The 26,230-nt window shown below is 61.0% G+C and carries 19 protein-coding genes and 1 pseudogene; 11 read left to right on the forward strand and 9 right to left on the reverse strand.

Annotated elements, in window-relative coordinates; translation table 11 throughout:
- The first annotated feature begins 13 nt into the window (after window positions 1–13).
- Together GKZ68_RS15025 and GKZ68_RS15030 are read left to right on the forward strand one after the other, a co-directional pair.
- Window positions 14–1,813 carry an alpha-amylase family glycosyl hydrolase gene (locus GKZ68_RS15025; RefSeq protein WP_173116188.1) on the forward strand — a complete coding sequence of 600 codons (1,800 nt, stop codon included), beginning with the start codon at window positions 14–16 and terminating at the stop codon, window positions 1,811–1,813.
- A gap of 69 nt (window positions 1,814–1,882) precedes the next feature.
- Window positions 1,883–3,301: an MFS transporter gene (locus GKZ68_RS15030; protein ID WP_254244020.1), complete on the forward strand. Its 1,419-nt coding sequence runs from the start codon at window positions 1,883–1,885 to the stop codon at window positions 3,299–3,301.
- A gap of 54 nt (window positions 3,302–3,355) precedes the next feature.
- Here the strand turns inward: GKZ68_RS15030 and GKZ68_RS15035 are convergent, their stop codons facing one another.
- The 3 genes from GKZ68_RS15035 to ruvX all read right to left on the reverse strand — a co-directional run bounded on the left by GKZ68_RS15035 (window position 3,356) and on the right by ruvX (window position 5,511).
- Window positions 3,356–4,363: a zinc dependent phospholipase C family protein gene (locus GKZ68_RS15035; RefSeq protein WP_217275262.1), complete on the reverse strand. Its 1,008-nt coding sequence runs from the start codon at window positions 4,361–4,363 to the stop codon at window positions 3,356–3,358.
- Window positions 4,364–4,461: 98 nt separating this feature from the next.
- A complete protein-coding gene (gene def, locus GKZ68_RS15040; RefSeq protein ID WP_173116190.1) occupies window positions 4,462–5,079 on the reverse strand; it encodes a peptide deformylase in 618 nt (205 codons plus the stop codon).
- Window positions 5,080–5,511 (reverse strand): Holliday junction resolvase RuvX, encoded by a 432-nt coding sequence (gene ruvX / locus GKZ68_RS15045; protein ID WP_173116192.1) that lies wholly within the window; start codon window positions 5,509–5,511, stop codon window positions 5,080–5,082. It lies immediately after the preceding gene.
- Window positions 5,512–5,769: 258 nt separating this feature from the next.
- Here ruvX and GKZ68_RS15050 point away from each other — a divergent pair, with 258 nt between their 5' ends.
- Window positions 5,770–7,455: a S41 family peptidase gene (locus GKZ68_RS15050; RefSeq protein ID WP_173116194.1), complete on the forward strand. Its 1,686-nt coding sequence runs from the start codon at window positions 5,770–5,772 to the stop codon at window positions 7,453–7,455.
- A gap of 55 nt (window positions 7,456–7,510) precedes the next feature.
- On the opposite strand, the gene GKZ68_RS15055 is transcribed toward GKZ68_RS15050, so the two are convergent.
- A complete protein-coding gene (locus GKZ68_RS15055) occupies window positions 7,511–8,248 on the reverse strand; it encodes a hypothetical protein (RefSeq protein WP_173116196.1) in 738 nt (245 codons plus the stop codon).
- 69 nt (window positions 8,249–8,317) lie between these two features.
- Window positions 8,318–9,856, reverse strand: coding sequence for a hydroxymethylglutaryl-CoA reductase (locus tag GKZ68_RS15060; protein ID WP_367949168.1), 1,539 nt, complete (start codon window positions 9,854–9,856; stop codon window positions 8,318–8,320).
- Window positions 9,857–10,207: 351 nt separating this feature from the next.
- Here GKZ68_RS15060 and GKZ68_RS15065 point away from each other — a divergent pair, with 351 nt between their 5' ends.
- The 3 genes from GKZ68_RS15065 (at window position 10,208) to GKZ68_RS15075 (ending at window position 13,236) form a co-directional block, all read left to right on the forward strand.
- Window positions 10,208–11,023 (forward strand): phytanoyl-CoA dioxygenase family protein, encoded by an 816-nt coding sequence (locus GKZ68_RS15065; protein WP_173116200.1) that lies wholly within the window; start codon window positions 10,208–10,210, stop codon window positions 11,021–11,023.
- A gap of 195 nt (window positions 11,024–11,218) precedes the next feature.
- On the forward strand, window positions 11,219–12,004 hold the full coding sequence (locus tag GKZ68_RS15070; RefSeq protein WP_173116202.1) for an SDR family oxidoreductase: 786 nt from the start codon (window positions 11,219–11,221) through the stop codon (window positions 12,002–12,004).
- A gap of 650 nt (window positions 12,005–12,654) precedes the next feature.
- Window positions 12,655–13,236 carry a TetR/AcrR family transcriptional regulator gene (locus GKZ68_RS15075; protein WP_217275263.1) on the forward strand — a complete coding sequence of 194 codons (582 nt, stop codon included), beginning with the start codon at window positions 12,655–12,657 and terminating at the stop codon, window positions 13,234–13,236.
- Between the two features lie 69 nt (window positions 13,237–13,305).
- Here GKZ68_RS15075 and GKZ68_RS15080 read toward each other — a convergent pair whose 3' ends face one another.
- A complete protein-coding gene (locus tag GKZ68_RS15080; RefSeq protein WP_173116204.1) occupies window positions 13,306–13,629 on the reverse strand; it encodes a helix-turn-helix domain-containing protein in 324 nt (107 codons plus the stop codon).
- A gap of 155 nt (window positions 13,630–13,784) precedes the next feature.
- Here GKZ68_RS15080 and GKZ68_RS15085 point away from each other — a divergent pair, with 155 nt between their 5' ends.
- Together GKZ68_RS15085 and GKZ68_RS15090 are read left to right on the forward strand one after the other, a co-directional pair.
- The gene (locus GKZ68_RS15085; protein ID WP_173116206.1) at window positions 13,785–14,543 is read left to right on the forward strand and encodes an SDR family oxidoreductase; all 759 of its coding nucleotides are present in this window, start codon (window positions 13,785–13,787) and stop codon (window positions 14,541–14,543) included.
- Between the two features lie 126 nt (window positions 14,544–14,669).
- A complete protein-coding gene (locus GKZ68_RS15090) occupies window positions 14,670–16,094 on the forward strand; it encodes an MATE family efflux transporter (protein ID WP_173116208.1) in 1,425 nt (474 codons plus the stop codon).
- 141 nt (window positions 16,095–16,235) lie between these two features.
- Here the strand turns inward: GKZ68_RS15090 and GKZ68_RS15095 are convergent, their stop codons facing one another.
- Window positions 16,236–16,964, reverse strand: a complete 729-nt coding sequence (locus tag GKZ68_RS15095) for a phosphatase PAP2-related protein (RefSeq protein WP_173116210.1) — start codon at window positions 16,962–16,964, stop codon at window positions 16,236–16,238.
- 160 nt (window positions 16,965–17,124) lie between these two features.
- On the opposite strand from GKZ68_RS15095, the gene GKZ68_RS15100 reads away from it, so the two are divergent.
- Window positions 17,125–18,450, forward strand: a complete 1,326-nt coding sequence (locus GKZ68_RS15100; RefSeq protein ID WP_173116212.1) for an amidohydrolase — start codon at window positions 17,125–17,127, stop codon at window positions 18,448–18,450.
- A gap of 63 nt (window positions 18,451–18,513) precedes the next feature.
- Here GKZ68_RS15100 and GKZ68_RS15105 read toward each other — a convergent pair whose 3' ends face one another.
- Window positions 18,514–19,251, reverse strand: a complete 738-nt coding sequence (locus tag GKZ68_RS15105; RefSeq protein WP_173116214.1) for a hypothetical protein — start codon at window positions 19,249–19,251, stop codon at window positions 18,514–18,516.
- 129 nt (window positions 19,252–19,380) lie between these two features.
- Here GKZ68_RS15105 and GKZ68_RS15110 point away from each other — a divergent pair, with 129 nt between their 5' ends.
- Window positions 19,381–22,152, forward strand: coding sequence for a 4-alpha-glucanotransferase (locus GKZ68_RS15110; RefSeq protein WP_173116216.1), 2,772 nt, complete (start codon window positions 19,381–19,383; stop codon window positions 22,150–22,152).
- 82 nt (window positions 22,153–22,234) lie between these two features.
- On the opposite strand, the gene GKZ68_RS15115 is transcribed toward GKZ68_RS15110, so the two are convergent.
- Window positions 22,235–22,633, reverse strand: a complete 399-nt coding sequence (locus GKZ68_RS15115; RefSeq protein ID WP_173116218.1) for a hypothetical protein — start codon at window positions 22,631–22,633, stop codon at window positions 22,235–22,237.
- Between the two features lie 1,043 nt (window positions 22,634–23,676).
- Here GKZ68_RS15115 and GKZ68_RS22740 point away from each other — a divergent pair.
- A pseudogene (locus GKZ68_RS22740) lies at window positions 23,677–24,537 on the forward strand (hypothetical protein); the annotation flags it as partial.
- Window positions 24,538–26,230: the final 1,693 nt, after the last annotated feature.

Raw genomic sequence — 26,230 nt, forward strand, 5'->3', positions numbered from 1 at the left:
CTTGCCGGCACTTATGAAAAACCTGATGCTGGCGGCCAGCTTGCTGGCCGTATCCGCTTTTACCTTGCCCGTGGCCCAAGACCCCAACACGACTACCGAGATTCCGCAGGATAACAAGCTCGTTATCTACCAGTTGCTACCGCGCTTGTTTGGCAATAAGGTGGCCCTGAACAAGCCCTACGGCACGGTGCTCGAAAATGGCTGCGGCAAGTTTAACGACATCAATGACCTGGCCCTGACCAAAATCAAGGAGATGGGTGCGTCGCACGTGTGGTACACCGGCGTGCTGGAGCACGCCACCATGACCAGCTACCCGCAGTCGGGCCTGCTCGCCGACGATGCCGACGTGGTGAAGGGCCGCGCCGGCTCGCCCTACGCCGTGAAGGACTACTACGACGTGGCTCCCGACCTGGCCGTGGACAAAAAGGCCCGCATGGCCGAGTTTGAGGCCCTCGTGGCGCGCACCCACGCCCACGGCCTAAAGGTGCTGATGGACTTCATCCCCAACCACGTGGCCCGCTCGTACCACTCCGACGCCAAGCCGGCCGGCGTGGTAGACCTGGGCGCGCAGGATGACAAGACCAAGGCCTTTGCGCCCAACAACAATTTTTATTACCTGCCCGGCGAGCACTTTACGGTGCCCGCCGGCTACGACCCGCTCGGGCCGTTGAAGGGGCCCGGCGAGGATGGCAAGTACAACGAGTTTCCGGCCAAGGCCACCGGCAACGACGTGTTTTCGGCCGCCCCGAGCGTGAACGACTGGTTTGAAACCATCAAGCTCAACTACGGCGTCGATTACCAGCACGGGCGCAAAACGTATTTCGAGCCCATTCCGGATACGTGGAAGAAGATGCGCGACATCCTCGTATTCTGGGCCAAGAAAGACGTGGACGGCTTTCGCTGCGACATGGCCGAGATGGTGCCCGTCGAGTTCTGGGCCTGGGTTATTCCGGAACTGAAAAAGGGGAAGCCCGGCCTTATTTTCATCGGTGAAGCCTACAATCCAAAGGAATACGCCACGTATTTCAACAAGGGTCACTTCGACTTTCTCTACGACAAGGTAGGCCTCTACGACGGGCTGCGCCGCCTCATGCGCCAGGAAGGCAACATGGATGACATCACCCACGTGTGGAAAGAAGAAAGCAACGGCTTCAGCTCCAAGATGCTGCGCTTTCTGGAAAACCACGACGAGCAGCGCATTGCCTCTAAGGAATTTGCCGGCGACCCGCGCCGCGCCATTCCGGCCATGACGGTGAGCGCCACCCTAGCCACCGGGCCCATCATGCTCTACATGGGCCAGGAGGTGGGCGAGCCCGCGCTGGGCAGCGAAGGCTTTTCGGGCGAGGATGGCCGCACGACCATTTTCGACTACTGGGGCGTGCCCGAGCACCAGAAGTGGCTGAACCAGGGCAAGATGGACGGCGCCAAGCTCAGCGCCGAGCAAAAGCAGCTGCGCGACTTTTACAAGCGCCTGCTAACCCTGGCGGGCAGCAGCGAGGCCATCCGTAAGGGTCAGTTTTATGAGTTGCAGGATGCCAACAATCTCAGCAAGGAATACGACCAGCGCCAGCTGTACTGCTTTTTGCGCTACACCAAGGGCCAGCAGGTGCTGGTGGTCGTCAACTTTAGCGATACCAAAACCTACCGCCCCACCCTGCTCATTCCGGAGGCCGTGTTGCAGCGCATGGGCCTGCCTACCCAGCGCACTTTCACCTACCGCGACCTGCTCAACGGCGGCGAGCCGCTGGCTAGCCTCAGCAAGCTCACACTGGCACCGCTCAGTGCCCTGGTTTTAGAAATTAAGCCGCAATAGCTAGGACTAAAGCACTGGCTAGGCGTAACTTTCAGCTACTTCATTTCCCACCCTTTTTGTTTCGCTGCTATGGCCGGTAGTGCTATCATCGACAACCCCTCGGCGCTGCGCGTGAAGCCCCGCCTGAGCTTCTGGCAAATCTGGAACATGAGCTTCGGCTTTCTGGGCATCCAGTTTGGCTTTGCCCTCCAGAATGGCAATATGAGCCGCATCTTCGAAACGATGGGTGCCAAAGAAGACCAGCTAGCCTTTCTGTGGCTGGCGGCGCCCACCACCGGCCTGCTCATTCAGCCCATTATCGGCTACCTCTCCGACCGCACCTGGAGCCCGCGCTGGGGCCGGCGGCGACCATTTTTCCTGGTGGGCGCGCTGTGCGCCTCGCTAGCCCTGCTGGTGATGCCCCACGTATCGGCCCTCTGGATGGCGGCCGGCATGCTCTGGATTATGGATTCGAGCATCAACATCTCGATGGAGCCGTTTCGGGCACTGGTCGGCGATATGCTGCCCAGCAACCAGCGCACCACGGGCTTCGGCGCCCAAACGTTCTTTATCGGCATCGGGGCCGTGGTGGGGTCGCTATTACCTTATATTTTCACCAACTGGCTGCACTTCAGTAATGTGGCGCCGGCCGGCGAGATTTCGCCTTCGCTGAAATACGCCTTTTATACCGGCGGCATTGTGTATTTTCTGGCGGTGCTCTGGACGGTTATCCGGACCCGCGAATACCCGCCCGAAAACCTGGCTGAGTTTGAAGCTGAGAAGGCTCGCACCGCCGGCTTCTGGCACGGCATCCAGGAGTCGTTTGCGGGCATTGCCGACATGCCCCGCACTATGCGGCAGCTGGCGGTGGTGCAGTTTTTTAGCTGGCTAGCCCTGTTTTCGATGTGGATTTATGCCACGCCGGCCATCACGAGCCACATCTATCACACCAGCGATACTACCTCAAAAATCTACAACGAAGGAGCCGACTGGGTGAACGTGTGCTTTTCCGTCTACAACGGCATTTCGGCGCTGGCGGCGCTGGCGCTGCCCGTTATTGCGCGCGCCACGAGCCGGCGCGTCACGCACCTGCTCTGCCTCACGGCGGGCGGCCTGGGGCTGATTTCCATCTACTTTATTCAAAACCCCCAGTTGTTGCTGCTATCGATGGTGGGTGTGGGCGTGGCCTGGGCCAGCATTCTGAGCATTCCCTACGCCATGCTGGCCGGCGCGCTGCCGTCGAATAAAATGGGCTACTACATGGGCGTGTTCAACTTCTTCATCGTGCTGCCCCAGATGCTGGCCAGCGTCACGCTGGGTTTCTTCACAAAGCATCTGTTTCACAACGACTCCTCGCTCACGCTCGTGCTCGGCGGCGGCTCGATGATACTTTCGGGCCTACTCACCCTGCGCGTGCACGACGCCGACGACATTCGCCTCCCCAACAACATGACGCCCGCCGAAAACCTGGCCTACGACGTGCTGGCCAGCAGTAACCCGAACGTATAGCGTCATTCACTCCGAAGAAAGCCCGACCTTACTGGCGGGCTTTTTTTACGCTTGTTACTCGTCGTGGCCCGGCAGCGCTACGCTGGGCACCACGCTGGCGGCCTTCGTTTCATAGGCGGCTTGCAGCTGCGCGGCTGCCGAGGGCTGCTGGTCCAACCCGGTTAAATCGGGCTGGCCGGCATCGACCCAGGCCGTGTACCAGAACGCGCCGATGAGCCGCGCCGCGTAGCGCAGCTGGCGCTCGACCTGCCCCCCTAGCCGCCGGTGATACGCCAGGCTGAACTCGCGCGAGTAGACCCGGATGGTCTGGTTGCCGCGCTGCTCGTAGCTGAATTTGCGGTCCTCGCTTAGCTCACCCGACACGAGCCGCTCCATCTGAAACACCGAATCGACGGCCGCGTGGGCGCGGGCCACGGCCGCCCAGGCGGCCTCGGTGGGCTGCTCCAGGTACGGCGCCTGGCCGGTAAGCAGGTCGTAGTCGGCGGCTTGCAGCTCGGGCAGGCGCGACTCCCAGAGCGCGTGGATGCCGCGCTGGTTGGTAAGCTGGCCGTTATAGTTGCGGGTGGTGTGCAGCGGCACGCAGACATCAGCCACGTAGTGGCCCAGGTCAGCAGCCAGGTACAGAATGCGGTCAGTATCGCCGGCCTGGAAGGCGGCCGTGAGCTGGCTTTTCATGCTAGCCACCTGCCAGGGCACCATGCCGTGGTGCAGCAGCGAGTCTTCGCCGCCCACCAGGGCCACCGCGTCGGCGTAGGCGCGGGGCAGGCCGTGGCGCGTGAGGGCGCTGTCGCCGTACACGTCCACGTCCATAAAGTGGCGCGGCGCTTCGGTGGGCACCACCGTGCGCCGCGAATCGGGCCGGGTGGCGTTGTTGGTAAGGTAGTCAATGTTGGCCTTAAAAAACGGCAGCATCTCGGGCGGCAGCGTGTACACGGCCAGTCGATTCAGCAGCCGGTGGCCGAAGAAGCCCCACGCCCGCGCCGGCGCGGGCCGGGCTAGCCAGCAGGCCAGGGCTAGCAGCAGGCACCGTTTACCCAGCTTAAAGCGCAGCAGTTTGCTCATAAAAGAATACTTCCGTGAATAAACCAGCAAGTAACAAAAAAAGCCGGTATATCTGACGATATACCGGCTTTGTCAGCAAGCTGCTTTCCGCTTGCACTCTAGCGGCGCCCGCTGGTCGCAAATTTCATGCGGTAGTCGTGCTTCACATCGCCCTTGCTGATGCGGGCCAGCCGGCCTTTCAGCAGCTGCTTTTTAAAAGCTGAAAGCTTGTCGGTGAACAAGATACCTTCGAGGTGGTCGTATTCATGCTGAATAATACGGGCCGCCATGCCACTAAATGCTTCCTCGTGCACCTGGCGGTTTTCGTCCTCGTAGCGCAGCACGATATTGGGGCAGCGGCTCACCAGCTCGCGCACGCCGGGAATGCTCAGGCAGCCTTCCTCGAAGCCCCAGGGCTCGCCGGTTTCGCTCAGCATCTGGGGGTTGATAAAGGCGCGCTTAATGGGCATTTCCTGGATTTCGTCGGGCGCGGCTACTTCTACGGGCTCGTCCTCGTCGTCCTCATCGGGGCCCAGCATGGGGCCCGAGTCCATCACAAACAGGCGCACGGCGCGCCCGATTTGCGGCGCGGCCAGCCCCACGCCGTGGGCCGAGTACATGGTTTCGAACATATCCTCCACCAGCTTTTGTAGCTCAGCGGCGGGCAGGTCGGCGGGCAGGTCTTTGGCGAGGGTTTTGAGAACGGGGTCGCCGATGGCAACAATCGGGAGAATCATTTAACGTAGGGGGGATTCTAGAAATGACTGAAGAATAAGCGCCGCGCTCACCTTATCGACGGTGGCTTTGTCCTGGCGGGCCTTGCGGCCCAGGCCACCGGCCAGCATGGCCTGCTTGGCTAGCCGTGAAGTAAAGCGCTCGTCGATTTCGTGGACGGCCAGCTCGGGCAGCTCGCGGCGCAGGCGGCGCAGCAGACCCACCACGGCGCTGGTCGAGTCGGTGGGCTCGTTGAGCAGGGTGCGGGGCATGCCCACCACCACGGCCGCCAGCGGCTCGCGCCGATGGTAGTCGAGCACAAATTTTACCAAATCCTGGCTGTGAATGGTGTCGAGCGGCGACGCAATAAGCTGGAGCGGGTCGGTAATGGCCAGGCCCACCCGCTTGTGGCCGTAGTCGATAGCCAGAATGCGGCCGGTAGCGGGAGTAGACATAAAGCAGGCGCAGTAAACCACAAAGATACGGCCCGGCCGCAGGGCTAGCGGCGAGCAGGCTGGCCTTTGTGCTCGCCTAACCCCTGCGCCAGGCAACAGGTATTTTTGCCTTTTACCAAGAAAATGTGTGGGCCTAGGCAGAAAGCAATCAACTTAGTGGGTCAGGCCCATCACTTCTGCCTGGCGCGTGATAAATTTGACTGAGCAATAGCCTTTTCTGCTTGTTGATTTAAACTTATACACCCAGCGGATTCGCTTATGCCTGCCCCGTTGCCATCGCCCCGCGATGATTCTGCTACTGCCCCGGCGCCGGTTCGCCGCGGCCGGGGGTACCGCCTGGCGCTGCTGCCGCTGCTCACCTTGGGCCTTGGTATTATCTTGGGTACCAATCCGTTTCGCCCTCATACCGAAAACCCCGACGCGACGGCCAGGGGCTACCTGCGCTACAAGGAAATCCTGACTGCCATCGACCGCGACTACGTCGATTCGGTCGACGCCGATGGGCTCACCAACTATGCCGTGGCGCAGCTGCTGGGCAAGCTCGACCCGCACTCGGTGTACATCCCGGCCAAGGACCGCGAGCAGGTCGATGCCTTCCTGCAAAGCAGCTTCGACGGGGTGGGGCTCGATTTTAACTTTTTCCGGGATACGGCCACCGTCGTGACGACCCTGCCGGGCGGCCCGGCCGAGGCCGCCGGCCTGCTGCCCGGCGACCAGGTACTGCGCGTGGGTACGCAACCGGTGGCCGGGGCGCACCTCAGCACGACGCAGCTAACCCAGCTGCTGCGCGGGGTCAAGGGCAGCAGCCTGACCTTGCTCGTGGCGCGGCCGGGCCAGCCGCAGTCCCTGGCCGTGCGCCTCAACCGGGGCCGCCTGCCCAATGCGTCGGTAGAGCCGGGGGTACTATTGGAAGACGGCCAGACGGGGTATATTAAAGTGAACCGCTTCGCGGCCAATACCTACGAAGAATTTAAAACCCAGCTGGCCGACTTGCAGCGCCAAGGCCTGAAGCGGCTGGTGCTCGACCTGCGCGGCAACCCCGGCGGCTACCTCGACCGCGCCACTAGGCTAGCCGACGAATTTATTGCGGGCTCGCGCAAAATCGTGTACACCGCCGGCAAAGACGAGCAGTATGCCACCCAGACCTATGCCCACGTGGCCGGCGACTGGGAGCAACAGCCGCTGGTGGTGCTGGTGGATGAGAACAGCGCCTCGGCCGCCGAGGTGCTGGCCGGTGCGCTGCAAGACCACGACCGCGCCCTGCTGGTGGGCCGCCGCACCTTCGGCAAGGGCTTGGTGCAGCAGCCAATCGCGTTGCAGGAAGGCGGCGAGCTGCGCCTCACGGTGGCGCGCTACTACACGCCGGTGGGCCGGTGCATTCAGAAGCCTTACGGTGCCGACCGCGCCAGCTACAACCGCGAGCTGACCGAACGCCAGCAGCGCGGCGAATTGAACTCGGCCGACAGCGTGCACTTTGCCGCTGGGCAGCGCTTTCGCACCGACCACGGCCGGGTGGTGTACGGCGGTGGCGGCATCATGCCCGACATCTTTGTGGCCCGCGATACGCTGCTGCACTCGGCTTATTACGCTAAGCTGCAACACGTAGGTGCCGTGTGGGCCTACGCGCTAGCCTTCTACCAGCAGCACAAGACCGAGCTGGCGGGCCTACGCTTTGCGCAGTACCAGGCGGTATTTCGCGTTACCGATACCGAGCTTGATGGCCTGGTGCGCACGGCAGCGCTGGCCGGCCTGCGGCCCGACCCGGTGGCGCTACGCCGCTGCGCGCCGGCCCTGCGCAGCTACCTCAAGGCCTGCATCGCGCGCAGTGCCTACGGCGCTGAAGCTGGCCGCGCCGTGCTGCGCGATACCGACCTGGAGCTTCAGCAGGCGCTACACGTGGTGCAGGATAGCACCGCGCAGCTGGCCCTGCTTGGAGGGAAATAACCCGCATTATCCTGCTTCGCAAGCTCAGCAGGATAATGCGGGTTATTTTTCAGCTCTATTTCGCCACCGCTACCCGATTGTAGTAATCCAGTATCTTGGCCACCTCGGTCGGCTGGTCGAAGCGCAGGTGGCGGCCAGTGGCAAAGGTGCGGACCTCCGTAGCGCGGCTGCCGCAGAGGCGCAGCACGGCGGCTTCGGTCAATTCCAGGGGGCGCAGCGGCTCGGTGGTGACGGTGCCAGGACCGGCCACCAGCACCTGGGTGAGGCCCGCCGGCGCGGCCGCTACAGGCAGCCAGGCCAGCAGCAGCGGCCCCGAATCGATAGAAGTCAATACCTCAACTGCCTCACGGCGGGTGCCTTGCCGGCCTTCCTGCACCAGCCGGGCCCGGTAGCGACGCACGCCGGGCGCGGCGCCCGGGCTGCCGGCCGGCGGTATGTCATCTTCGGTGCCCAGGTCGAAGCCGCGCACGGCGGCTAGCGGCCAGTAGTGGGTGCTGTCGGCTTGCATCGAGTCCTGCACCTGCACCACGCGCTGGCCCACGTGGTAGCGCAGGCCGAGCACCAGAACGCGGCGGCCATCGAGGGGGCGCAGGTAGCCCGCTTCGTAAGTGCCTTTGTTGAGAAATTCGGTTGAGTGCTGGTTGGTCGCCGCGCGGGTACGCAGGCTGGCCGCCGGGGTATTAGCTTCGCGGTAGAGGGTGCGGCTAGGGTCGGTGCCGCCCAAGTGGCTGGCCTGGGCCTGGGCAGTGGTGTAACCCGCCGCCACCAGCAACGTGAGAAATAGTGCGTTCACTTACTTGCAGAAAAGAGAGATTATGGCCGCAAAGATAAGTAGCCACACAGCCGCTCAACTGCCTAATGGCTAGCGGTTGCGGCCGTACTGCTCGTGGCTGCTCACCCAGTCGCTGCTGCTAATGGCGGCGCCCAGGCTCAGCTCGCCGGCCAGCACCACGCCGGCCACTATCTCGGCAAACTTATAGACCGTGCCCGGCCCCACGCAGCCCAGCATGCGCAGGCACTCATTCTGGGTGGCTAGCCCGGTGCCGCCGCCGTGGGTGGCCACGATGAGCGATGGGATGGTAATGTTAATGTACAAATCGCCCTCCTTCGTTACCTCCGAATACAGCACGCCGGCGCTCGACTCACTCACGTTGGCCACGTCCTGGCCGGTGGCGATAAAGAGCGCCGTAATGCCGTTGGCCGAGTGCGCGCCGTTGTTGTTGGCCCCGCTCAGAAAAGCGCCCACATTGCTCACCTGCCCGTGGTAGGCCAGCTGCTCGGGCGTCACGCGCATGCGCTGCTGCAATACGTCGCGCCGAATCACCGCCTCGGCCACCACGCGCTTGCCGCGTGTGCGCATCACGTTTATCTGGCTAGCCTTCTTATCGGTAGCAAAGTTTGACTCGAGGTAAAAATGCCGAATGGGCGCGCCTTTGTAGTGCTCCAGAATCCAGGAGCACGCCGCGAAGGTGGCCCGGCCCACCATATTTTGCCCGGCCGCGTCGCCGGTCGAGAAGTTGAAGCGCAGAAAGGCAAACTTGTTGCTGAGGTAAGTATCAATGTATTGCAGCCTAGCCACGCGCGAGGTACTTTCGGCCTCGGGTCGAATGAGCTCCAGGCTCTCGGCTACCCAGCGGCCAAAGTCGCGGGCACCCCGCGCATCGTCAAACACGAATACCGGCGCGCGCTGCATGGCATCGCCGATAATGGTGCACTTCACGCCGCCGCACAGGTTGAGCACCTGCATACCGCGGTTGTAGCTGGCCACCAGCGTGCCCTCGGTAGTAGCCAGCGGGATAAGAAATTCGCCCTGCGCGTGCTCACCGTTCACGTGCAGCGGGCCGGCTAGCCCTACGGGCACCTGCGCCACGCCCACAAAGTGCTCGCAGTTGCCTTTGAGGGCGTGCGGGTCGAAGGAATAATTTTTTAAGTGCCGGAATTCCTGCTGGGTAAACTGCTCGGCAAAGCGCTGCCGGGCCTGAATGGCAGCCTCGGCATAATCGTCGTCGTCGGAGCGCGGGATACGCACGCGGCCATCCTGGCTCACAATGGCATCTTCGACCTCCACGCTCAGCTCGCCAAATGCATCGGTGCTAAATTGTGCCTGCAGCTGGTGCATGCCCTCGGCCAGGGCGGGCGTGTCGAGCACAAACGTGAGGACGCGGCCCACCGGCAGCTCTATAGCCTGGCCGTCGGGCCCAACGCTCGTCCCGGTTCGCACCTCGCCCCCGCCCAGGTCGAGCCGGATGCGGCTAGCCGCCACCACTACTTCGCCCAGTTTCACTTGCCGCAGGCCCGTGAGGCGCACCGTATCAAGTCGATTTTTAATACTGAACGCCACCCCCTGGCCGTCGGGCAGGTTGTGCAGGCTGCCCCGGTTGTAGAGCAGCTTGAGAAGCATAGGGCTGGGGGTGAAAACCATAGCGTGGGTGGTAGAGGAGGTTAGCGGCAAACTGTAGCAGACGTACTCGGCACCAAATAACGCAAGTTTGTCCACAGTGGCTGGCTCGGCTAGGCGGCTCAACTGTATAATACAGGGCCAGAGTAAGTAAAAAGCAGTCAAAAGCGAGCCCTCGGCCTTCAAAACCTACGCCAACCGGCAAACTTCACTCCGCGTAAGGCGGTTATTGGCCGCGCGGTATAGCTAGCGGTTGCTGGCTGTTCCTTCTTTGCCGCGCCGTGCCAACGTATCTTTGCCCTTTCATTTGAATTCCAGGGCGGCCGGAAATTATTTCCGCCAGCTTTTCCCTCTATGGCATCTTTATCCGATTATCCGCGCTTCACCCTCGGCCAAGAGTTAACGGCCGAGCAGCGCGCCTTCTTTGCTAAAAACGGATTTCTGCACTTTCGTCCCTTTGCCTCGCCCGAGCAGGTGCAGTCCTACTTAAAAGCTACTCAGGATGTGCAAGCCAACTGGCTAGCCCACCACGTGGAAAAAGTGAACGGCGTTCCGATTAAATACGGCAAGGATGTGGACGGCTCGTCCATCGTGCAGCGCTTCGCTTTTGCCTCGCAGCACAGCCCCGTGCTGCACGAACTGCTGCAAGACAAGCGTTTTGAGGCGCTGTTTCCCCTGCTGGAGATACAAGGCGGCCGCGTGGGTGAAAACGAGCGCGATGGCCTGGTAGTGAACCACTACGTGAACGTAGAAGGCTCCGAATTCAGCCAGATGGGCTGGCACACCGACTCGCTGCGCGACGTGTTTTACGGCAAGCGCATCCGGCCTATGCTCAACGTGGGCCTGCACCTCGACGGCACTAAGGCCACCAACGGCGGCCTGCGCGTGATACCCGGCACCCATCGCCAGGGCCTGGGCAAAATGCTGTTTCGCAAAAAGTACTACAAAGATGTGTACTACGACCCCAACGAAATAGCCATCGAAACCGAGCCCGGCGACCTCACCGTGCACGATGGCCGCATGTGGCACCGCGTGGCGCAGTCGCCGCTGGTAGGCCCCGAGTCGCGCCGCCGCGTCATGTACGTGCCCATCATCGGGGGCAAGTATCAGCCCAAGAGCGAGGAGAGCCCCACGCCGTTTTACCTGCGCTTCCTGCACTTGGTCAAATAGTTACTCCGCTAGCTTTTTAGTCAGCTTCAGCTTTGCCATGCTCATCCGGTAGCCGCTTGCCGAAGCGGCTCTGCCGCACCGCTAGGGTTATTAATCCAATAGCGGCGGTAGTGCCGCTTCGGCAAACAGCCACCGGATGAGCATGACGTTTTTCTATAAGATTCTGACAATCTATCACTTTCTTATTTTCACGCAATGCCTTTTGCTCTCATTACCGGCGCGTCGCGCGGCATTGGCCGGGCGCTGGCGCTAGGCCTGGCCCAGCGCGGCTACGACCTGCTGCTCGTGGCCCGCTCGGCCGACCAGCTTCAGGCATTGGCGCAGGAAATTCAAACCAGCTATCAGCGCCCAGCCCAGGTGCTGGCCCTCGACCTTACCGCGCCCGATGCCGCCGCCGGGGTAGCCACCTGGGCCGCCCACCAAGCACCCGAAGGCTTGGCCGTGCTCATTAATAATGCTGGCTACGGGCTGTGGGGCCGCTTCGAGCAGCTGAATCTGGAAGAGCAGCTTAATATGCTGCAACTCAACCTCAACCTGCCGGTGCAACTCACCTATGCGCTGTTGCCACTGCTGCGCCGCACTGCCAAAGGGTACATCCTCAACGTGGCTAGCACCGCTGCTTACCAGGCCGTGCCTTCGCTCACGGTGTATGCCGCCAGCAAAGCGTTCTTACTCAGCTTCAGCCGCGGCCTGCGCTATGAGTTGAAAGACAGCACTATCTCCGTCACCTGCCTCAGCCCCGGCGCTACCACTACCGACTTCGGCAACCGCGCCGGCATGGGCACCGAGCTCCAGGCCGTCGCCAATAAAGTGTCGATGAGCCCTGAACAGGTAGCCGAGGCCGGCCTCAAAGCCCTTTTTGCCGGCAAGGCCGAGTTTATACCAGGCATACTTAATAAGGTATCGGCGCGCCTTACCAACGTGGTGCCCAAGCCCCTTGTAGAAAAAATTGCGGCCGGCATCTACGAAAAGTACTTGTAAATCAGTCTATTTTCTGCTCGTATATTTTTGCCGTTTTTAGCGGGTATTAGGGCTGTAGGTAGCCTTTATCGAGAAGTAATGGCCGTTTTTGCAAAATTCACGTAGCTACTAGGGCTGCAATCGTTTTCAGTAGCGCCGGTACAAATTGATAGGTTGGTGTTGACCAGCAGCAATATTTATTAAAATGACAAAATTTTGCACGAAAATTTTGTCACTGATAATCAATAAGATAAATAGAAATAATACCGGTGAGTATCCACTCACCGTCTTTTGGTGAGCTAACACTTACCGCTGATTACTTTTCTGTCGTAATATTGTTCCCACAAACAGCTAGCGAGTCCCACCCGGTTAGTTGTCCACTCTTACGTTGCCCAGCTGTCGTCCCACCCCAGTTGGTACCCACATTCTCTTCGCCAGTCGTCGTCCCACCCCGCCTGGTTCCGTCCCACACTCTGATTACCCGGCCGTCGTCCCACCCCAGCCGGTTATGACTATCTGCCCCGCCCCGGCCTGGCAGACCCTGAACGTTTTCCAACCGGCCGATTTGGTAACTCCGAATCGGCCGGTTTTTTTTGGCTGCCAGCCACAAACCGCTCCGCAAGGGAATAAAACGAGGCTTTCGCTGTTGATACAGCAATTATGCCCGAACTTTGTACCTCATTCTGGGCAACCCGCTGGCCCACCCACCCCACCGCGTTATGATTACCCGCCGCCAACACATTGCCAATGTGGCGCTGCAACTATTTGGGGACAAAGGGTTTGAGAACACTTCCACCCAACAGATTGCCAAGGCAGCCGGTGTTTCGGAAGCCCTTATTTTCAAGCACTTCGGCTCAAAAGATCAGCTGCTCGACTTTATTATCAAGAGTGGCTACCAGCGCATTATCGAGCACAACCGGGGCGGGCTGCTCGAAACTGACCCGCTCACGTTTATCCATAGTGTGATTGACCTGCCTTACAAACTGGTGTTGGAAGAGCCGCACTTCTGGAAGCTGCAATACCGGCTGGCCGACCGCGAAATGGCTAAGCAGCAGCACGAACGCTTTATGCGCCCGGTGCCGGCACGGCTGCGGGTAGCCTTCGAGCAATTGGGCTACCCCGAGCCCGACAAAGAAACCCGCCTGCTACTGCTACTGATTGAAGCCTTGTGGAAAATCGAGGCCAACAAGACCGATGAGCACGTGCGCGAAATGCTCGACTTTATCAAGCGCAAGTACGAAGTGCAGCGCTAGCCTAGCGGTGGGCAGGTTCGCATCGCGGCTGGGCTCTTGAGGCGGTGCCTCGGCATGCCGGCCCCTGTTTTACTTAGCCGGCGCGGCGCTGTGCCAGGCGCAGAGCTGGGCAAGAATGGGCAGCAGCTCTAACCCATACATGGTAAGCGAATATTCGACGCGGGGGGGCAGCTCGGCAAAGGCTTCGCGGCGCACAATGCCGTCTTCTTCCAGCTCCTTGAGCTGTTCAGTCAGCACTTTGCGCGAAATAAGCGGCATACGTTGCGCCAGCTGCCCAAAGCGAACGCGGCGGTCGGCGAGCTGGGTGATGATGATGGGTTTCCATTTGCCGCCCAGCACGCCCATTGTGCGCGTCATCGAACAGGCGGAAGTACAGAAAGCAGTGTCGCGCATGTCAATTGGCAGTGAGGTTGCCCGCTTGTGGATAAACGCTTTACTCATTGGTTACGGCGAGGTAACCAGTTTGTGAGGCAAAATGATTGGTTTTAGTAACTAAATGAAACTTTCATTAGTTCCTTTTTGAAACTAATCACACACAATTTTCGCTCATGGTAACTTCTCAAAAACTCGCCGGTAAAATTGCCCTCGTTACGGGCGGTACGGCCGGTATCGGCCTAGCCACGGCCCAGCGCTTCGTAGCCGAAGGCGCGTTTGTTTTCATCACCGGCCGGCGGTCGGCTGAACTCGACGCGGCCGTGCAAGCGCTTGGCAGCCAAGCGGTTGGCATTCAGGGTGACGTAAGCAGCCTGGCCGACCTCGACCGGGCCGTTGCCACTATCAAGGCGCAAAAAGGCCACCTCGATGTGCTGTTTGCCAACGCGGGCATTGCCGAGTTCCTGCCCATCGATGCGGTAACAGAAGACCACTACGACCGGCAGTTCGACATCAACGTGAAAGGCATCGTCTTTACGGTGCAGAAGGCGCTGCCGCTGCTGGCCGACGGCGCGGCCATCATCGTGATGTCGTCGGTGGTGGGCTCGAAGGGCTTCGGGGGCGACAGTATTTACAGCGCCACCAAGGCGGCCATCCGCTCGCTGGCCCGCACCTGGACCACCGACCTCAAAGCCCGCAAAATTCGGGTGAATGCCATCAGCCCCGGCCCCATCGAAACGCCCGGCCTCAATGGGCTAGCCGCCTCGCCCGAACAGGCCGAGCAGTTTAAGGCGCAGATGGTGAGCATTGTGCCGCTGAGCCGCATGGGCGAGGCCGACGAAATCGCCAAAGCAGTCGTCTTCCTGGCCTCGGACGACAGTAGCTACGTAACCGGCATCGAGCTGTTTGTAGACGGCGGCATGGCTCAGGTATAGCAGGAGCGGCGCATTGGCTGGCACCTTAACCGGTGTCCTTATGCACGGCGGGAAGCCAGGCGGCTGCCGCGCTTCCCGCCGTTGGGCATGCACCCTACCCTCATCCTTGCCGTACTAGCGGGCAGTATGCCCGCACCCGTCGCCACTGCCCGTCCCAATCTCACCCAGGGCTCTATCCTGAGTGCCTTGCTCACGCTGGCGCTGCCCATCGTGTTTGGCAATCTGCTTCAGACCGGCTATCAACTCGTGGATGCCTACTGGGTGGGGCGCCTGGGGCCGAGCGCGGTGGCGGCCGTGGCCGTGTGCTTTCCCATCAACTTCCTGCTGGTGGCCCTGGGCTCGGGCTTCTCGGTGGCCGGCTCGGTGCTGGTGGCTCAGAACTACGGCGCCCGCAACCTAGCCCAGGTCAACCACATTGCGGCCCAGTCGCTGGTGCTGGAGACGGGCCTAGCGCTCGTACTCACCGTGGTGGCCTACGCGGCCTCGCCCTTCATCCTGCGCCTCTTTGGGGTGGGGCCCGACATCTTCGGGCTGGCCAATTCCTTTCAGCGGGTGCTGATGCTGGGGCTGGTCTTCAACTTTGGCTTCCTTATGTTTCAGGCCCTGATGCGGGGCGTGGGCGAGGTGCGCATTCCCTTGTACATCAACATCGGCACGCTGGTGCTCAACTTCGGGCTCGACCCGCTCTTCATCTACGGCTGGGGGCCGGTGCCGGCCTTTGGCGTGGCCGGGGCGGCCGTGGCCACGCTCGGCACCCAGGTGCTGTCGGTGGCCATCGGCCTGGGGGTGCTGCTGCGGGGCCGGTCGGGCATCGTGCTCAGCTTCCGGGGCTTCCGGCCCGACTGGGCGCTCATGGGCCGCTCGGTGAAGCTGGGCTTGCCCTCGTCGGTCGACCTCTCGGCCCGCGCCCTGGGCTTGTCGATGCTCACGGGGCTGGCCGCCGCCTTTGGCACCACGGTGCTGGCCACCTACGGCATTGGCTCACGCATTCTGGCGCTGGGCATTATCCCGGCGCTAGGCATCTCGCTGGCCTGCTCGACGCTCGTGGCCCAGAATATCGGGGCCCGCAACCTGCCCCGCGCCCGCCAAACGGCCAACTACGCCATCGGCCTCAGCTTTACCGGCCTGCTGCTGCTGGGCATTGCCGGCTGGCTGGCCGCCGAGCCGCTGGTGCGCTTCTTTCTCAAGGGCGATGAGGCCGTGACGCGCGACGCCGTGGAGTTTGTGCGCATTGCCGTGGGTAGCCTCTGCTTCACGGGCGTGCAGCAGTGCATTTCGGGGGCGTTGCGCGGGGCTGGCAACACCCTGGGCGCTATGGTGCTCACCATCATCGGGGTCTGGGGCCTGCAGTTTCCGGTGGCCTGGTACCTGTCGCGGCACACGGCCCTGGGCTTTCATGGCCTGTGGTGGTCGTTTGTGGTGGCCAACGTGCTCTCGGCTACCCTAGCCGGCGCGTGGTACCTGCGCGGTCAGTGGCTGCGCCAGGACCTGGCCCCCGCGCCGGCTGGCCCCGTCCGCCCTCCCGAAGCTGCCGCCTCCACACCGGCCTAGCCGCACCAGCGGGCACAGAGAGCACTCTCCTTCATAATGCCTGCTCCAAAAAATTCTCCCTGGCCACCCCCACTACTGGCAAGCAGCGGGCTGCTGCCACTAGGTGGTGGAAGCCCGTTGTGCGGTACCAGACCGGAGATATTAGCTGAGTTGGTCGGTTGCTCGGGTGGCAGCGGAAGCATCTTTAATTGCTGGCCGCACTATGAACCCCGCCAGCCAGTAGGCAAACCAGGCAAAAAAGGGTGCGGCCAGCACGTCGTAGCTATAGTGCACGCGCTGCACCAGCACCAGCACCCCAATTGCCAACGCCACCAGGGCCAGCCCCCGCCGGAACCAGGGGCCGCGCACGGCCAGCGCCAGCAGCGCCACCGTGGCCGTGTGCCCCGAAAAGAATAAGTCCTTGGTAATGGCCTCGCTGGCGGTGGTGTGGAAAACGAGCGCCGTGAATGGGTCGGGCATGGGTAGCAGGCCGGGCGGCGGGTTGAGGGCCACCAGCCAGATGGTGCTTATGCGCAGCAGCAGTAAAATGAGGTAACCCCAGAGCCCGCGCAAAAAAAGTTGTGGCTGCCGCGTAAGCCAGCCCACCGCCGCCAGCACCCCGCCGTACATAAGCACAAAAACCGGCGTAGCTACGTCGTGGCGCGGCAGCAAGTGCAGCAGCGGGTCGGCCAGCACAGCGCCCTCGCGGGCCTGCACCCACACAAAGAAGCCCGGCACCAGCGGCACCAGCACCCCAAACAGCAGCACCAGCAGCAAAGCCCAGCTGAGGCGAAAGGCCGGCCTAGCCAGTGCCGTGGCCCAGGCCCCCAGCGGGGTTGCTTCTTCCGCAGGGGTGGGCAGGGCAGTGGGGAGCGAAGGGAGGACGGGCATAGGGCAGGCGACTAAAAGCGAGGGCGGGGCTTAGCCAGCAAAAATAAGCCCAACCATCGGATACGTAGTAACCTAGCGATAACACGCCGACCAGCCACGAGCGTTCCCAGTGGCCGGGCCAGCCCTTGGTAATCTGCACCCGGGCAGTACCTTGCGGGCTATGACATACGCTACCCCTATTGCCCTGGCCGCCTTAACCCTTAGCTTGGCAGCCACGGCCGCGCCGCCTAAGATTGGGGGCGCCCCCAACGCCGCCCTCGATGCCCGCATTGCCACCCTGGCCGCCGCCGAGCAAGCTAAGGTGGTGGCCTGGCGGCGCGACCTGCACGAGCACCCCGAGCTGGGCAATGAAGAAACCCGCACCGCCCAGCTCATCGCCACCCAGCTCAAGAGCCTGGGCCTGGAAGTGCACACCGGCGTGGGCCGCACCGGCGTGGTAGGCATTCTGAAGGGCGGCAAGCCCGGCCGCGTGGTGGCCCTGCGCGCCGACATGGACGGCCTGCCCCTCACCGAAACCACCGGGCTAGCCTTCGCCAGCACCGTCAAGAGTACCTACCTGGGCCAGCCCGTGGGCGTAATGCACGCCTGCGGCCACGACACCCACGTGGCCATGCTGCTGGGGGCCGCCGAGGTGCTGAGCCAGGTGCAGAAGGACCTGCCCGGTACCGTCAAGTTTATTTTTCAGCCCGCCGAGGAAGGCTCGCTGCCCGGCGTAGTGGGCGGCGCCAAGCTCATGGTGCAGGAAGGTGTGCTCGAAAACCCCAAGGTGGATGCCATCTTCGGGCTGCACATCTGGGCCTCGGCCCCGGTGGGCCAGCTCCAGTACCGGCCACAGGGTGAGATGGCCAGCTCGGACCGCTTCACGGTGAAGGTCATCGGCAAGGGCAGCCACGGGGCCAAGCCCTGGAGCAGCGTGGACCCGGTGGTGACGGCCGCCGAGATTATCACGGCCCTGCAAACCATCGTGAGCCGCCAGCTTGACCTGACGCAGGATGCCGCCGTGGTGACGGTGGGCACCGTGCAGGCCGGCGTGCGCTACAACATCATTCCGCCCGATGCCACCCTCAGCGGCACCATCCGGGCGTTCAGCCCCAAAACGCAGGAGCAAATCTGGGCGGCCATAAAGCGCACCGCCAACGGCATTGCCGCCGCCAACGGCGCCACGGCCGAGGTCGGCATCGAGCCCTACGTGCCGGTCACCTACAACGACCCGGCCCTCACGGCCCGCATGCTGCCCACCATGCAGCGCACCGCCGGGGCTAGCAACGTAGTCGAGATTAAAGCCACTACCGGCGCCGAAGATTTTGCCTTTTACCAGGAGAAAGTACCCGGCCTGTTCGTCTTCCTGGGCGGCATGACGCCCGGCACCGACCCCAGCACCGTGGCCGACCACCACACCGCCGGCTTCCGGGTTGACGAGAGCGCCTTTCCGCTGGGTGTGAAAACGCTCGCCACCCTGGCCGCCGACTACCTAACCGGGAAATAGAGGAGGAATTGGGAAGGAGGAATAATCACCAGAAATATTTCTCCTTCCCAATTTCTCCTTGCATTAATTGTTGTGCACGAGGGGCTTTTTCTGGCTCTTGCCAAGCGAGAACTCGACCTTGAAGGTCAGCGTACCAAAGTCGTCGAGCTTGTCGGGGTTACCGCGCTGACTGATGTCGTCGAGCAGGTCGGTGCTGCTGAAGTAGTACAGCGCTTCTACCGTGAAAGCCAGGCGCTTGCTGGCCCGCAGCGTGACGCCCCCGCCCACGGGCAGCACTGCCGCCAGGGCCGGGTAGGTGTTGCGACCTTCGGGGGGCAGCGGCACCCCATGCTGCGCGGCCGACGGATTGAATATCGTGGCCCCGACGCCGGCCTCGACAAAGACGAGCACCGGCATTTCCTTGTGCGTGGGACCGATGTACAGGCTCTTATCGGCAAAGAGGTTGTATTGCAGGCGGCCCGTGAGCAGGCTGTTGTCGGCACTGAAGCTGTAGCCCCGGTCGGGGTAATCATCCACGGCCTTGAGGTGCAGGTAGCTCAGGTCGCTCACGAAGGTTAGGTGGGGGCTCAGCGTTTTGGTCAGGCCCACGTTGACGCCCACGCGCAGCGTGTTGTGGGAAAGCTTGCTCGTGAGGTCGCCATTATAATACGCCACGTTTACGCCCCCGCTGATGCGCAGCGGGTCGCGGTGGTAGGGCTGCCGGCTGGGCGTGAGAAAGCGGCGGGGCGCATGGTAGCCCGGAGGACCAGCCACGGCAGCCAGGCTGGTACCCAGCAGGGCAAGAAGCAGGGGAAAGCGCATCAGCAAAAAAGGTGAGGGCCGAAGGTGAAGCAGTAGGAACCCCCATACGGCAGAGGCGCGCCCGTCGTTGGGTCGATGGGCCGGGCCGGGCGGCGGGGCAGTATCTTGCGGCCTTATCTGGCTTGTTGCATGACGCTGACTTTTTCTCTCCCCTACCGCACCACCTACGGCCAGCGCCTGGTGGTATGCGGCTCGTTGCCCGCCCTGGGCCACTGGAACCTGACCCAGGCCCTGCCCCTGGCCTACGACGAAGCCACCACCCGCTGGAGCGCCTCCCTGGAGGTGCCCGCCGATGCTACCGCAGTAATTTATAAATACGTGCTGCTGTTTGAGGGCGGCGGCGTGGTGTGGGAATGGGGCGACAACCGCACCCTGGCCGTGCCCGCCAGCCCGGCCAGCCTGACGGTACGTGACTTCTGGCGTGCGCCTGCCCAGCCTGAAAACGAGCTCTTTACGGCGGCTTTCACCAAGGCGCTGTTTCGCCGGCCGCCCCACCACCCCGGCATCGGCACCGCTAGCCCCGCCCCCGCCAAAAAAGGCGCTGCCAAAGGCAAAAAAGCCGTGCCCGCCCCGGCCAGCGTGCGCTTTCAACTCGAAGCGCCGCGCGTCGACCCGCACCACCAGGTGTGCGTGCTGGGCTCGGACCCCGCCCTCGGCAATTGGGACAACACCCACCCACTCATTCTCAGCGACGCTACTTACCCCGCCTGGCAGGCCGAGCTGGCCTTGCAAAGCCCCGACCAGGAGCTGCGCTACAAATACGGCTTCTGGGACCCCCGGCGCCACGCCGTGGTGCAGCTCGAAACCGGCGACGACCGCGTGCTGCCGGCCGGCAGCGCCCAGCCCGGCACCCTCACCGTGCTCGCCGACGAAGGCTTCCGCTACGCCGCGCAGCCCTGGCGCGGGGCCGGGGTGGCCATGCCCGTGTTTTCGCTGCGCAGCGAGAAAGGCCTGGGCGTGGGCGAGTTTTCCGACCTCAAGCTGCTCATCGACTGGGCCGAGAAAACGGGGCTGAACCTGGTGCAGATTCTGCCCATCAACGACACCACGGCTACCCATACCTGGGTCGACTCGTACCCCTACGCCGCCATTTCGGTGTTTGCGCTGCACCCGCAGTACCTGCACCTCGAAGGCATTGCCGAGCTTAAGGACAAAGCCGCCCGCGCCGAGCTGGCTAGCCTCAGAGAAGAACTGAACGCAAAGGACTTCGTGGACTACGAGGCCGTGATGAACGCCAAGTGGAAGTTTCTCAAGCTCTTATATCAGCAGGAGAAAAAGAAGTTCCTGGCCGACCCCGAGTTCCACGCTTTCAAGGCCGAGCAGGCTAACTGGCTCGTGCCCTACGCCGCCTTCTCGGCGCTGCGCGAGCGCTTCGGCACCGCCGACTTCAACCAGTGGCCGCGCGAGTTTCACGCGCCCACCGGCCTGGCCCAGCTCACCGCTGAGCACGGCCCCGACTTCGACGAGTTTGGCCTGCACTTCTTCACGCAGTTTCACCTCGACAAGCAGCTGCGCGCCGCCGTGGACTACGGCCGCCGCCGCGGCGTGGTGCTCAAGGGCGACCTGCCCATCGGCATCTACCGCCACTCGGTGGACGCCTGGACCCAGCCCGAGCTTTACCACCTGGACCAGCAGGCCGGCGCCCCGCCCGATGATTTCTCGACCAGCGGCCAAAACTGGCGCTTCCCGACCTACAACTGGGCGCGCATGGCCCAGGACAACTACAAGTGGTGGCGCGAGCGCCTGGGCCACCTGGCTCGCTACTTCGACGCCCTGCGCATCGACCACATTCTGGGCTTCTTCCGCATCTGGGAAATGCCCGAAAACTCAGTGGAGGGACTACTCGGGCACTTCTCGCCCGCCCTGCCCCTGCACCGCGACGAGATAGTGCGCCGGCTAGGGTGGTTCGACTACGGCCGCCTCTGCGAGCCCTACATCCGCTGGCACCTGCTGGAGCGCACGTTTGGTAACGACGCCCAGGCCGTGTTCGACGAGTTTATGACGGCCGACCAGTACGGTGCCATCCAGCTCAAGCCCCAGGTAAGCAGCCAGCGCCTCATCGAAACGTATGTGGATGAGCAGCTTGCGGCTAGCCCCGAGCGGACCGAATTTTTGCTGCGCGTGCGGCCGGGCTTGTATCACTTCGTGAACGAGGTGCTGTTTTTGCCCGCCGGCAACGACTTCTACCACCCGCGCATTACGCTCAACAAGACCGCCAGCTTTGCCGAGTTGGCCGACGACGAGAGCCGCCGCCGGCTCTACGACGATATCTACGTGGACTTTTTCTTCCGCCGCCACGAGGAATTCTGGCGCGAGCAGGGGCTTATCAAGCTGCCGGCCGTGCGCTACGCCACCGACATGCTCATCTGCGGCGAAGACCTGGGCATGGTGCCCGCCTCGGTGCCCGGCGTGATGCACCAGCTCGGCATTCTGGGGCTGAATATTCAGCGGATGCCCTCGAACCCCGCCACCGAGTTTGGCCACCCCAACGACGCGCCTTACCTGTCGGTCGTGACGACCGGCAGCCACGACATGAGTACCCTGCGCGGCTGGTGGGAAGAGGACCGCGTGCGCACCCAGCGCTACTACGAAACCACGCTGGGCCACTGGCGCCAGCTGGCGCCCTACTACTGCGAGCCCTGGGTGGTGCGCGAGGTGCTGAGCCAGCACCTCTACTCGCCGGCCATGTGGGCCATTTTCCCGCTCCAGGACTTCCTGGGCATGGATACCAGCCTGCGCCGCGCCAACCCCCACGACGAGCAAATCAACGTACCCAGCAACCCGCAGCACTTCTGGAAATACCGCCTGCACCTCACCCTCGAAGAACTCAACGACGCCGTGGGCTTCAACGAGCCGGTGCGCGCGCTGGTCGAGGCTAGCGGGCGTGGCCCGGCCTACTAGGCGGCCGCCGCTAGCCTACTTTTCACCAAAAAGGCCGCCCGATGAGGGCGGCCTTTTTGGTTGGTGACAGTTGCTGCCCCGGCTAGTCGCCCAGCGACATCTGCTTCAGGTAGGTTTTCATTTGGGGCGTGGCTTCCAGCTCGCGGAACTGGCTCAGCTGGCTAGGCGACATCAGGTGCCCCGCCACGCGCTGGAGCTGCTCGCGCTCGGCCGGAATAAGCTCGGCCACTTCGGCAGCCGGATGATTAACGGCCTGCACGTTCATAAACTCAATTTCCTGCTCCAGATACTCCCGCAGACTGGTCCGCTGGGCTTCAGTGAGGTCGAGGCGACTGGCACAGGCCTGTACAAACTCTACGGCCAAGGCCGGCGGACCTGCCAAAGGCGCACCCAGGCCATGCGCCATGCTTGTGCAACTACTGGCGGCCACTATAAGAATCGTAGCAGCGCCAATCCACGGGAAGGTAAGAGGGATTTTCATAGCACACAGAAAAGAAAATATTGAACGTAATCACGTTGCAACCACCCTGCTACGAAAAAAGTGTCTGCCGTGGCCTTTTAAAGCATGTACTAAAGGCCAAGCAAAGTGACTTAATCCAGTTAAAGTATAATTTTTTTATAATATTTTCGAGTTATTATCAGTGGTTTATGAAATTATGATATAAGCTTTCTGCACAATCCGCGTCCATTAAATTTCTGATACTACCACCCGCATAAAACTGCACTTTATTGTCCGCACAAGCTAGCTATCTACCGGTAAAATGACTTTTTTTAGCTTGACTGCTTTTTTAATCCGCAAGCAGCAAGCACATTAGCGCGCTAAATGTTGAGCTACTCAAAAATCCTAAAAAAGTTGCCTGTCAGAGGTTTTTTTAGCTAATTTCTCAATCCGCCGGTACCAGTTACTTCGTATGGCACCGGCGAGCTCGACTATAAGGACGAGCTTACATTCGGCGAGTAAATCTGGAGATTCAGCGAAATTCTTCAATTGCCCCCGAATGCTGAATTTAGTTTTGTAACGCATTCAAGCCAGTGTTTTAAGCTATTCAGACCTGCTTGTCTGCGCTAATTATAAAATCCTTCCTGCTTACTTTTTTATTTTCACCCTAGCCACTTGGCTGTATGAGACCAACCTTACGATTACTTTTCGCTTGGCCGACTTTGGCCAGCCCTGGCAGGCCCTTCCGCTCCACATGGCTGTGGGCGATGCTGCTATTATTTGGGGCAACTCATGCTTTCGCTCAAACGCCCGCGTTAGAATTTGCGCCTAACGGGAACGGCGTTAACAATCCGACTGGTAATGGTCCTTCGACAGCTGACCAAGCTATTACGTTCCAGAATAATACGGACAACCCGACTGGTAATACATTTGCCGCTTACTCGGTACCCATCACAACTACTTTTTCGCTTAGTAACCAAGCGTATACTACGGTAGCTTCTGTACCTACTACAAATACGGGCACATCGTTTGGTGCAACTATCAACGGGGGTACTTCTGCCATTGCCTTTGCGCTTTATCCAACGATGGATGCGCAGTTCACGGGTACTTACCCAAGCGCTACTTACACATCGAATGCTACTAGTGGAGCAGGAGTGGGCATTGACCCAACTACTAACCACGGAACCTCCTTGTACAACTCGGTTCAGGCGCTCCAAGGCAAAGGCATTACAGCGGCCTCGACTCGTTTTGCTTACTCTACCGTAACTATTACATTCAGCCAACCTACTGTCAACCCGGTAATTCAAATTGTTGACCTGGGGGGTAATACCGGTAGGGTAGGCTTCACAACTGATTTAGACCTGATTACAGCAGGAGTAACACTCTCCGAACTAAGCGGCTCGACAGGCTTTGCTGTAACAGCAGCGCAGATAAGCAATTCAAACACTACTTACCCCGCGGGGAATTTCGTAAGTGGCTCAGTACTGGTTACTACCCCGGCAGCAGGTATTACATCATTGCAATTCCGGCTCTATATACACGGTGACGGTACGGGCCGATGGCCGATAGCCGGTGAGGCACAGGCCGGCGACGTATTCTATCTTGCAACTTCAGCAGTAACGCCAACCGACCTGTCTACGACAATCGCCGGCCCCACCACGGCGCTAGCTGGCCAAACGATAACCTACACTGCTACCACTACTAATGCGGGGGCTAGCGCTGCGGGCACACAAAGTACGATTACCCTACCCAGCAAGCCTGCAACGGTTACGACTTCGGCTAATGGCAGCTATGATGCCACCACGGGCGTCGTAACCTTTACTAATGGCACGGTGGCACCGGGCACTACGGTGACAAACACTGTTAGTTTTGTAGCCTTGGGTAGCTCAGTTACCGGGCGGGCAGCCAGCACTACGACCTCGACTGATGCCAATCCTAGTAATAACGATGGCTCAGCAGCTAATGCCAACGTAACGACTACTCTGACGCCCACGGGTGCCGCTGGCACCCCGGCTCCTTGCGCCAATCCTGGCAAAGATGGCGCAGTTGCGGGCCTCCTGACTACTCCTAATACTTATTATCCTAGTATTGCTAGCCAGACGCTAACTGGTGGCACCAGCACCACTATTGCAGTAGGTGCTGCTCGGGGCGCAGCCAATAATATTACAGCGGGCGACTTGCTACTTGTTATACAAATGCAAGGCGCAGCTATTGATGCAACTAACACAGACAGCTATGGTGATGGAGTGGCTGGAGGCCCAGCTAACGGCAACACCGCTACCAACTTTACGGCCGGCACTTATGAATACGTGACGGTGGCTAGTAGTACGACAACCGCAGCGGCAGGTGGGACAATCACTTTAACATCCGCTCTTAAGAATAGCTATTCAAATACTACGGCTACTACAACGGCTGGACAGCGCACTTTTCAGGTTATTCGTGTGCCACAGTATACCAACTTGACCCTAGCCGCCAATATCTCGCCGGTAGCATGGAACGGTAACACTGGTGGCATTGTGGTTCTCGATGTAGCTGGCAAACTGAACCTAGCTGGTTTCACAATTGATGCATCGGGTCTGGGTTTTCGCGGCGGTGCTGGCCGGAGGTTGACCGGCGACAATTCGGGCACTACGTCAGGCACTGACTACCGCAGCTCAGCTATGTTGAATACTGGCGGCACTAAAGGAGAAGGTATTGTTGGCACTCCGCGCTACGTGAACGACCCAGCTTACGCCGCAGCCAACAATGGCGTGTTGCTTGACACACGAGCGCCTGCAACTACGGGATATCCCACTCTACTACCACCTACTTTAAACGATGGCTACCCTAGCGGCGACAACGGTCGGGGAGCCCCTGGCAACGCTGGTGGCGGTGGCACAGATGCTCATCCTTCTGCTAACGACCAGAACACAGGCGGTGGCGGTGGCGCCAATGGTGGCACCGGGGGCCGTGGTGGCAACTCCTGGAACAGTAATAGTCCGGTAGGAGGTGAGCCTGGTGCGGCTTTCTCAGTAACCAGTAGCAGCCGGCTCACCCTGGGTGGAGGCGGCGGAGCAGGTGTAACTAATGACGGCACTGGTACTCCCGGCAATGGCTTCGCCAGCAGCGGCGCAGCCGGTGGTGGAGCAGTATTGATACGAACTGGCATTTTGAGTGGTACCGGCAGCATTTTAGCCAACGGTACAAATGCCAATAACACGGTTAACAATGACGGTAGTGGCGGAGGCGGTGCTGGCGGTTCTATCCTTCTGACGGTTGCCGTTAGCCAATCGGCTACATTGACCTTGAGTGCTAATGGTGGTATTGGTGGCACTAATACGGGTGGTGGTGTATCGCATGGCCCCGGCGGCGGTGGCGGTGGCGGCGTTATCTTAACTAATAATAATGTAACAGCTACAGCTACAGCGAATGGTGGTGCCAACGGAACTACGGTGCCTGGCGCTATCGCTTTCGGCGCGGCTCCTGGTACTACGGGTATCGCTAACCCAGCTATCAGCACTAGTATCGCTAACAGCACGGCGGGCGCTAACTGTGTCGCCGACGTAACAACAGCACTCACTGGCCCTTCAACCGTAATCGCTGGTCAGCCCACAGGTACTTACACGGCCACTTTTACTAATGAAGGCCCGCAGGCTGCCT

It is taken from the genome of Hymenobacter sp. BRD128 (assembly GCF_013256625.1).
GTDB lineage: Bacteria > Bacteroidota > Bacteroidia > Cytophagales > Hymenobacteraceae > Hymenobacter.

Excerpts from the sequence above, each read along its gene's own strand:
- GKZ68_RS15025 (WP_173116188.1), top strand. The coding sequence starts at position 14 with ATGAAAAACCTGATGCTGGCGGCCAGCTTGCTGGCCGTATCCGCTTTT.
- GKZ68_RS15030 (WP_254244020.1), top strand. The coding sequence starts at position 1,883 with ATGGCCGGTAGTGCTATCATCGACAACCCCTCGGCGCTGCGCGTGAAG.
- GKZ68_RS15035 (WP_217275262.1), bottom strand. The coding sequence starts at position 4,363 with ATGAGCAAACTGCTGCGCTTTAAGCTGGGTAAACGGTGCCTGCTGCTA.
- def (WP_173116190.1), bottom strand. The coding sequence starts at position 5,079 with ATGATTCTCCCGATTGTTGCCATCGGCGACCCCGTTCTCAAAACCCTC.
- ruvX (WP_173116192.1), bottom strand. The coding sequence starts at position 5,511 with ATGTCTACTCCCGCTACCGGCCGCATTCTGGCTATCGACTACGGCCAC.
- GKZ68_RS15050 (WP_173116194.1), top strand. The coding sequence starts at position 5,770 with ATGCCTGCCCCGTTGCCATCGCCCCGCGATGATTCTGCTACTGCCCCG.
- GKZ68_RS15060 (WP_367949168.1), bottom strand. The coding sequence starts at position 9,856 with ATGCTTCTCAAGCTGCTCTACAACCGGGGCAGCCTGCACAACCTGCCC.
- GKZ68_RS15065 (WP_173116200.1), top strand. The coding sequence starts at position 10,208 with ATGGCATCTTTATCCGATTATCCGCGCTTCACCCTCGGCCAAGAGTTA.
- GKZ68_RS15070 (WP_173116202.1), top strand. The coding sequence starts at position 11,219 with ATGCCTTTTGCTCTCATTACCGGCGCGTCGCGCGGCATTGGCCGGGCG.
- GKZ68_RS15080 (WP_173116204.1), bottom strand. The coding sequence starts at position 13,629 with ATGCGCGACACTGCTTTCTGTACTTCCGCCTGTTCGATGACGCGCACA.
- GKZ68_RS15085 (WP_173116206.1), top strand. The coding sequence starts at position 13,785 with ATGGTAACTTCTCAAAAACTCGCCGGTAAAATTGCCCTCGTTACGGGC.
- GKZ68_RS15090 (WP_173116208.1), top strand. The coding sequence starts at position 14,670 with ATGCCCGCACCCGTCGCCACTGCCCGTCCCAATCTCACCCAGGGCTCT.
- GKZ68_RS15095 (WP_173116210.1), bottom strand. The coding sequence starts at position 16,964 with ATGCCCGTCCTCCCTTCGCTCCCCACTGCCCTGCCCACCCCTGCGGAA.
- GKZ68_RS15100 (WP_173116212.1), top strand. The coding sequence starts at position 17,125 with ATGACATACGCTACCCCTATTGCCCTGGCCGCCTTAACCCTTAGCTTG.
- GKZ68_RS15105 (WP_173116214.1), bottom strand. The coding sequence starts at position 19,251 with ATGCGCTTTCCCCTGCTTCTTGCCCTGCTGGGTACCAGCCTGGCTGCC.
- GKZ68_RS15110 (WP_173116216.1), top strand. The coding sequence starts at position 19,381 with ATGACGCTGACTTTTTCTCTCCCCTACCGCACCACCTACGGCCAGCGC.
- GKZ68_RS15115 (WP_173116218.1), bottom strand. The coding sequence starts at position 22,633 with ATGAAAATCCCTCTTACCTTCCCGTGGATTGGCGCTGCTACGATTCTT.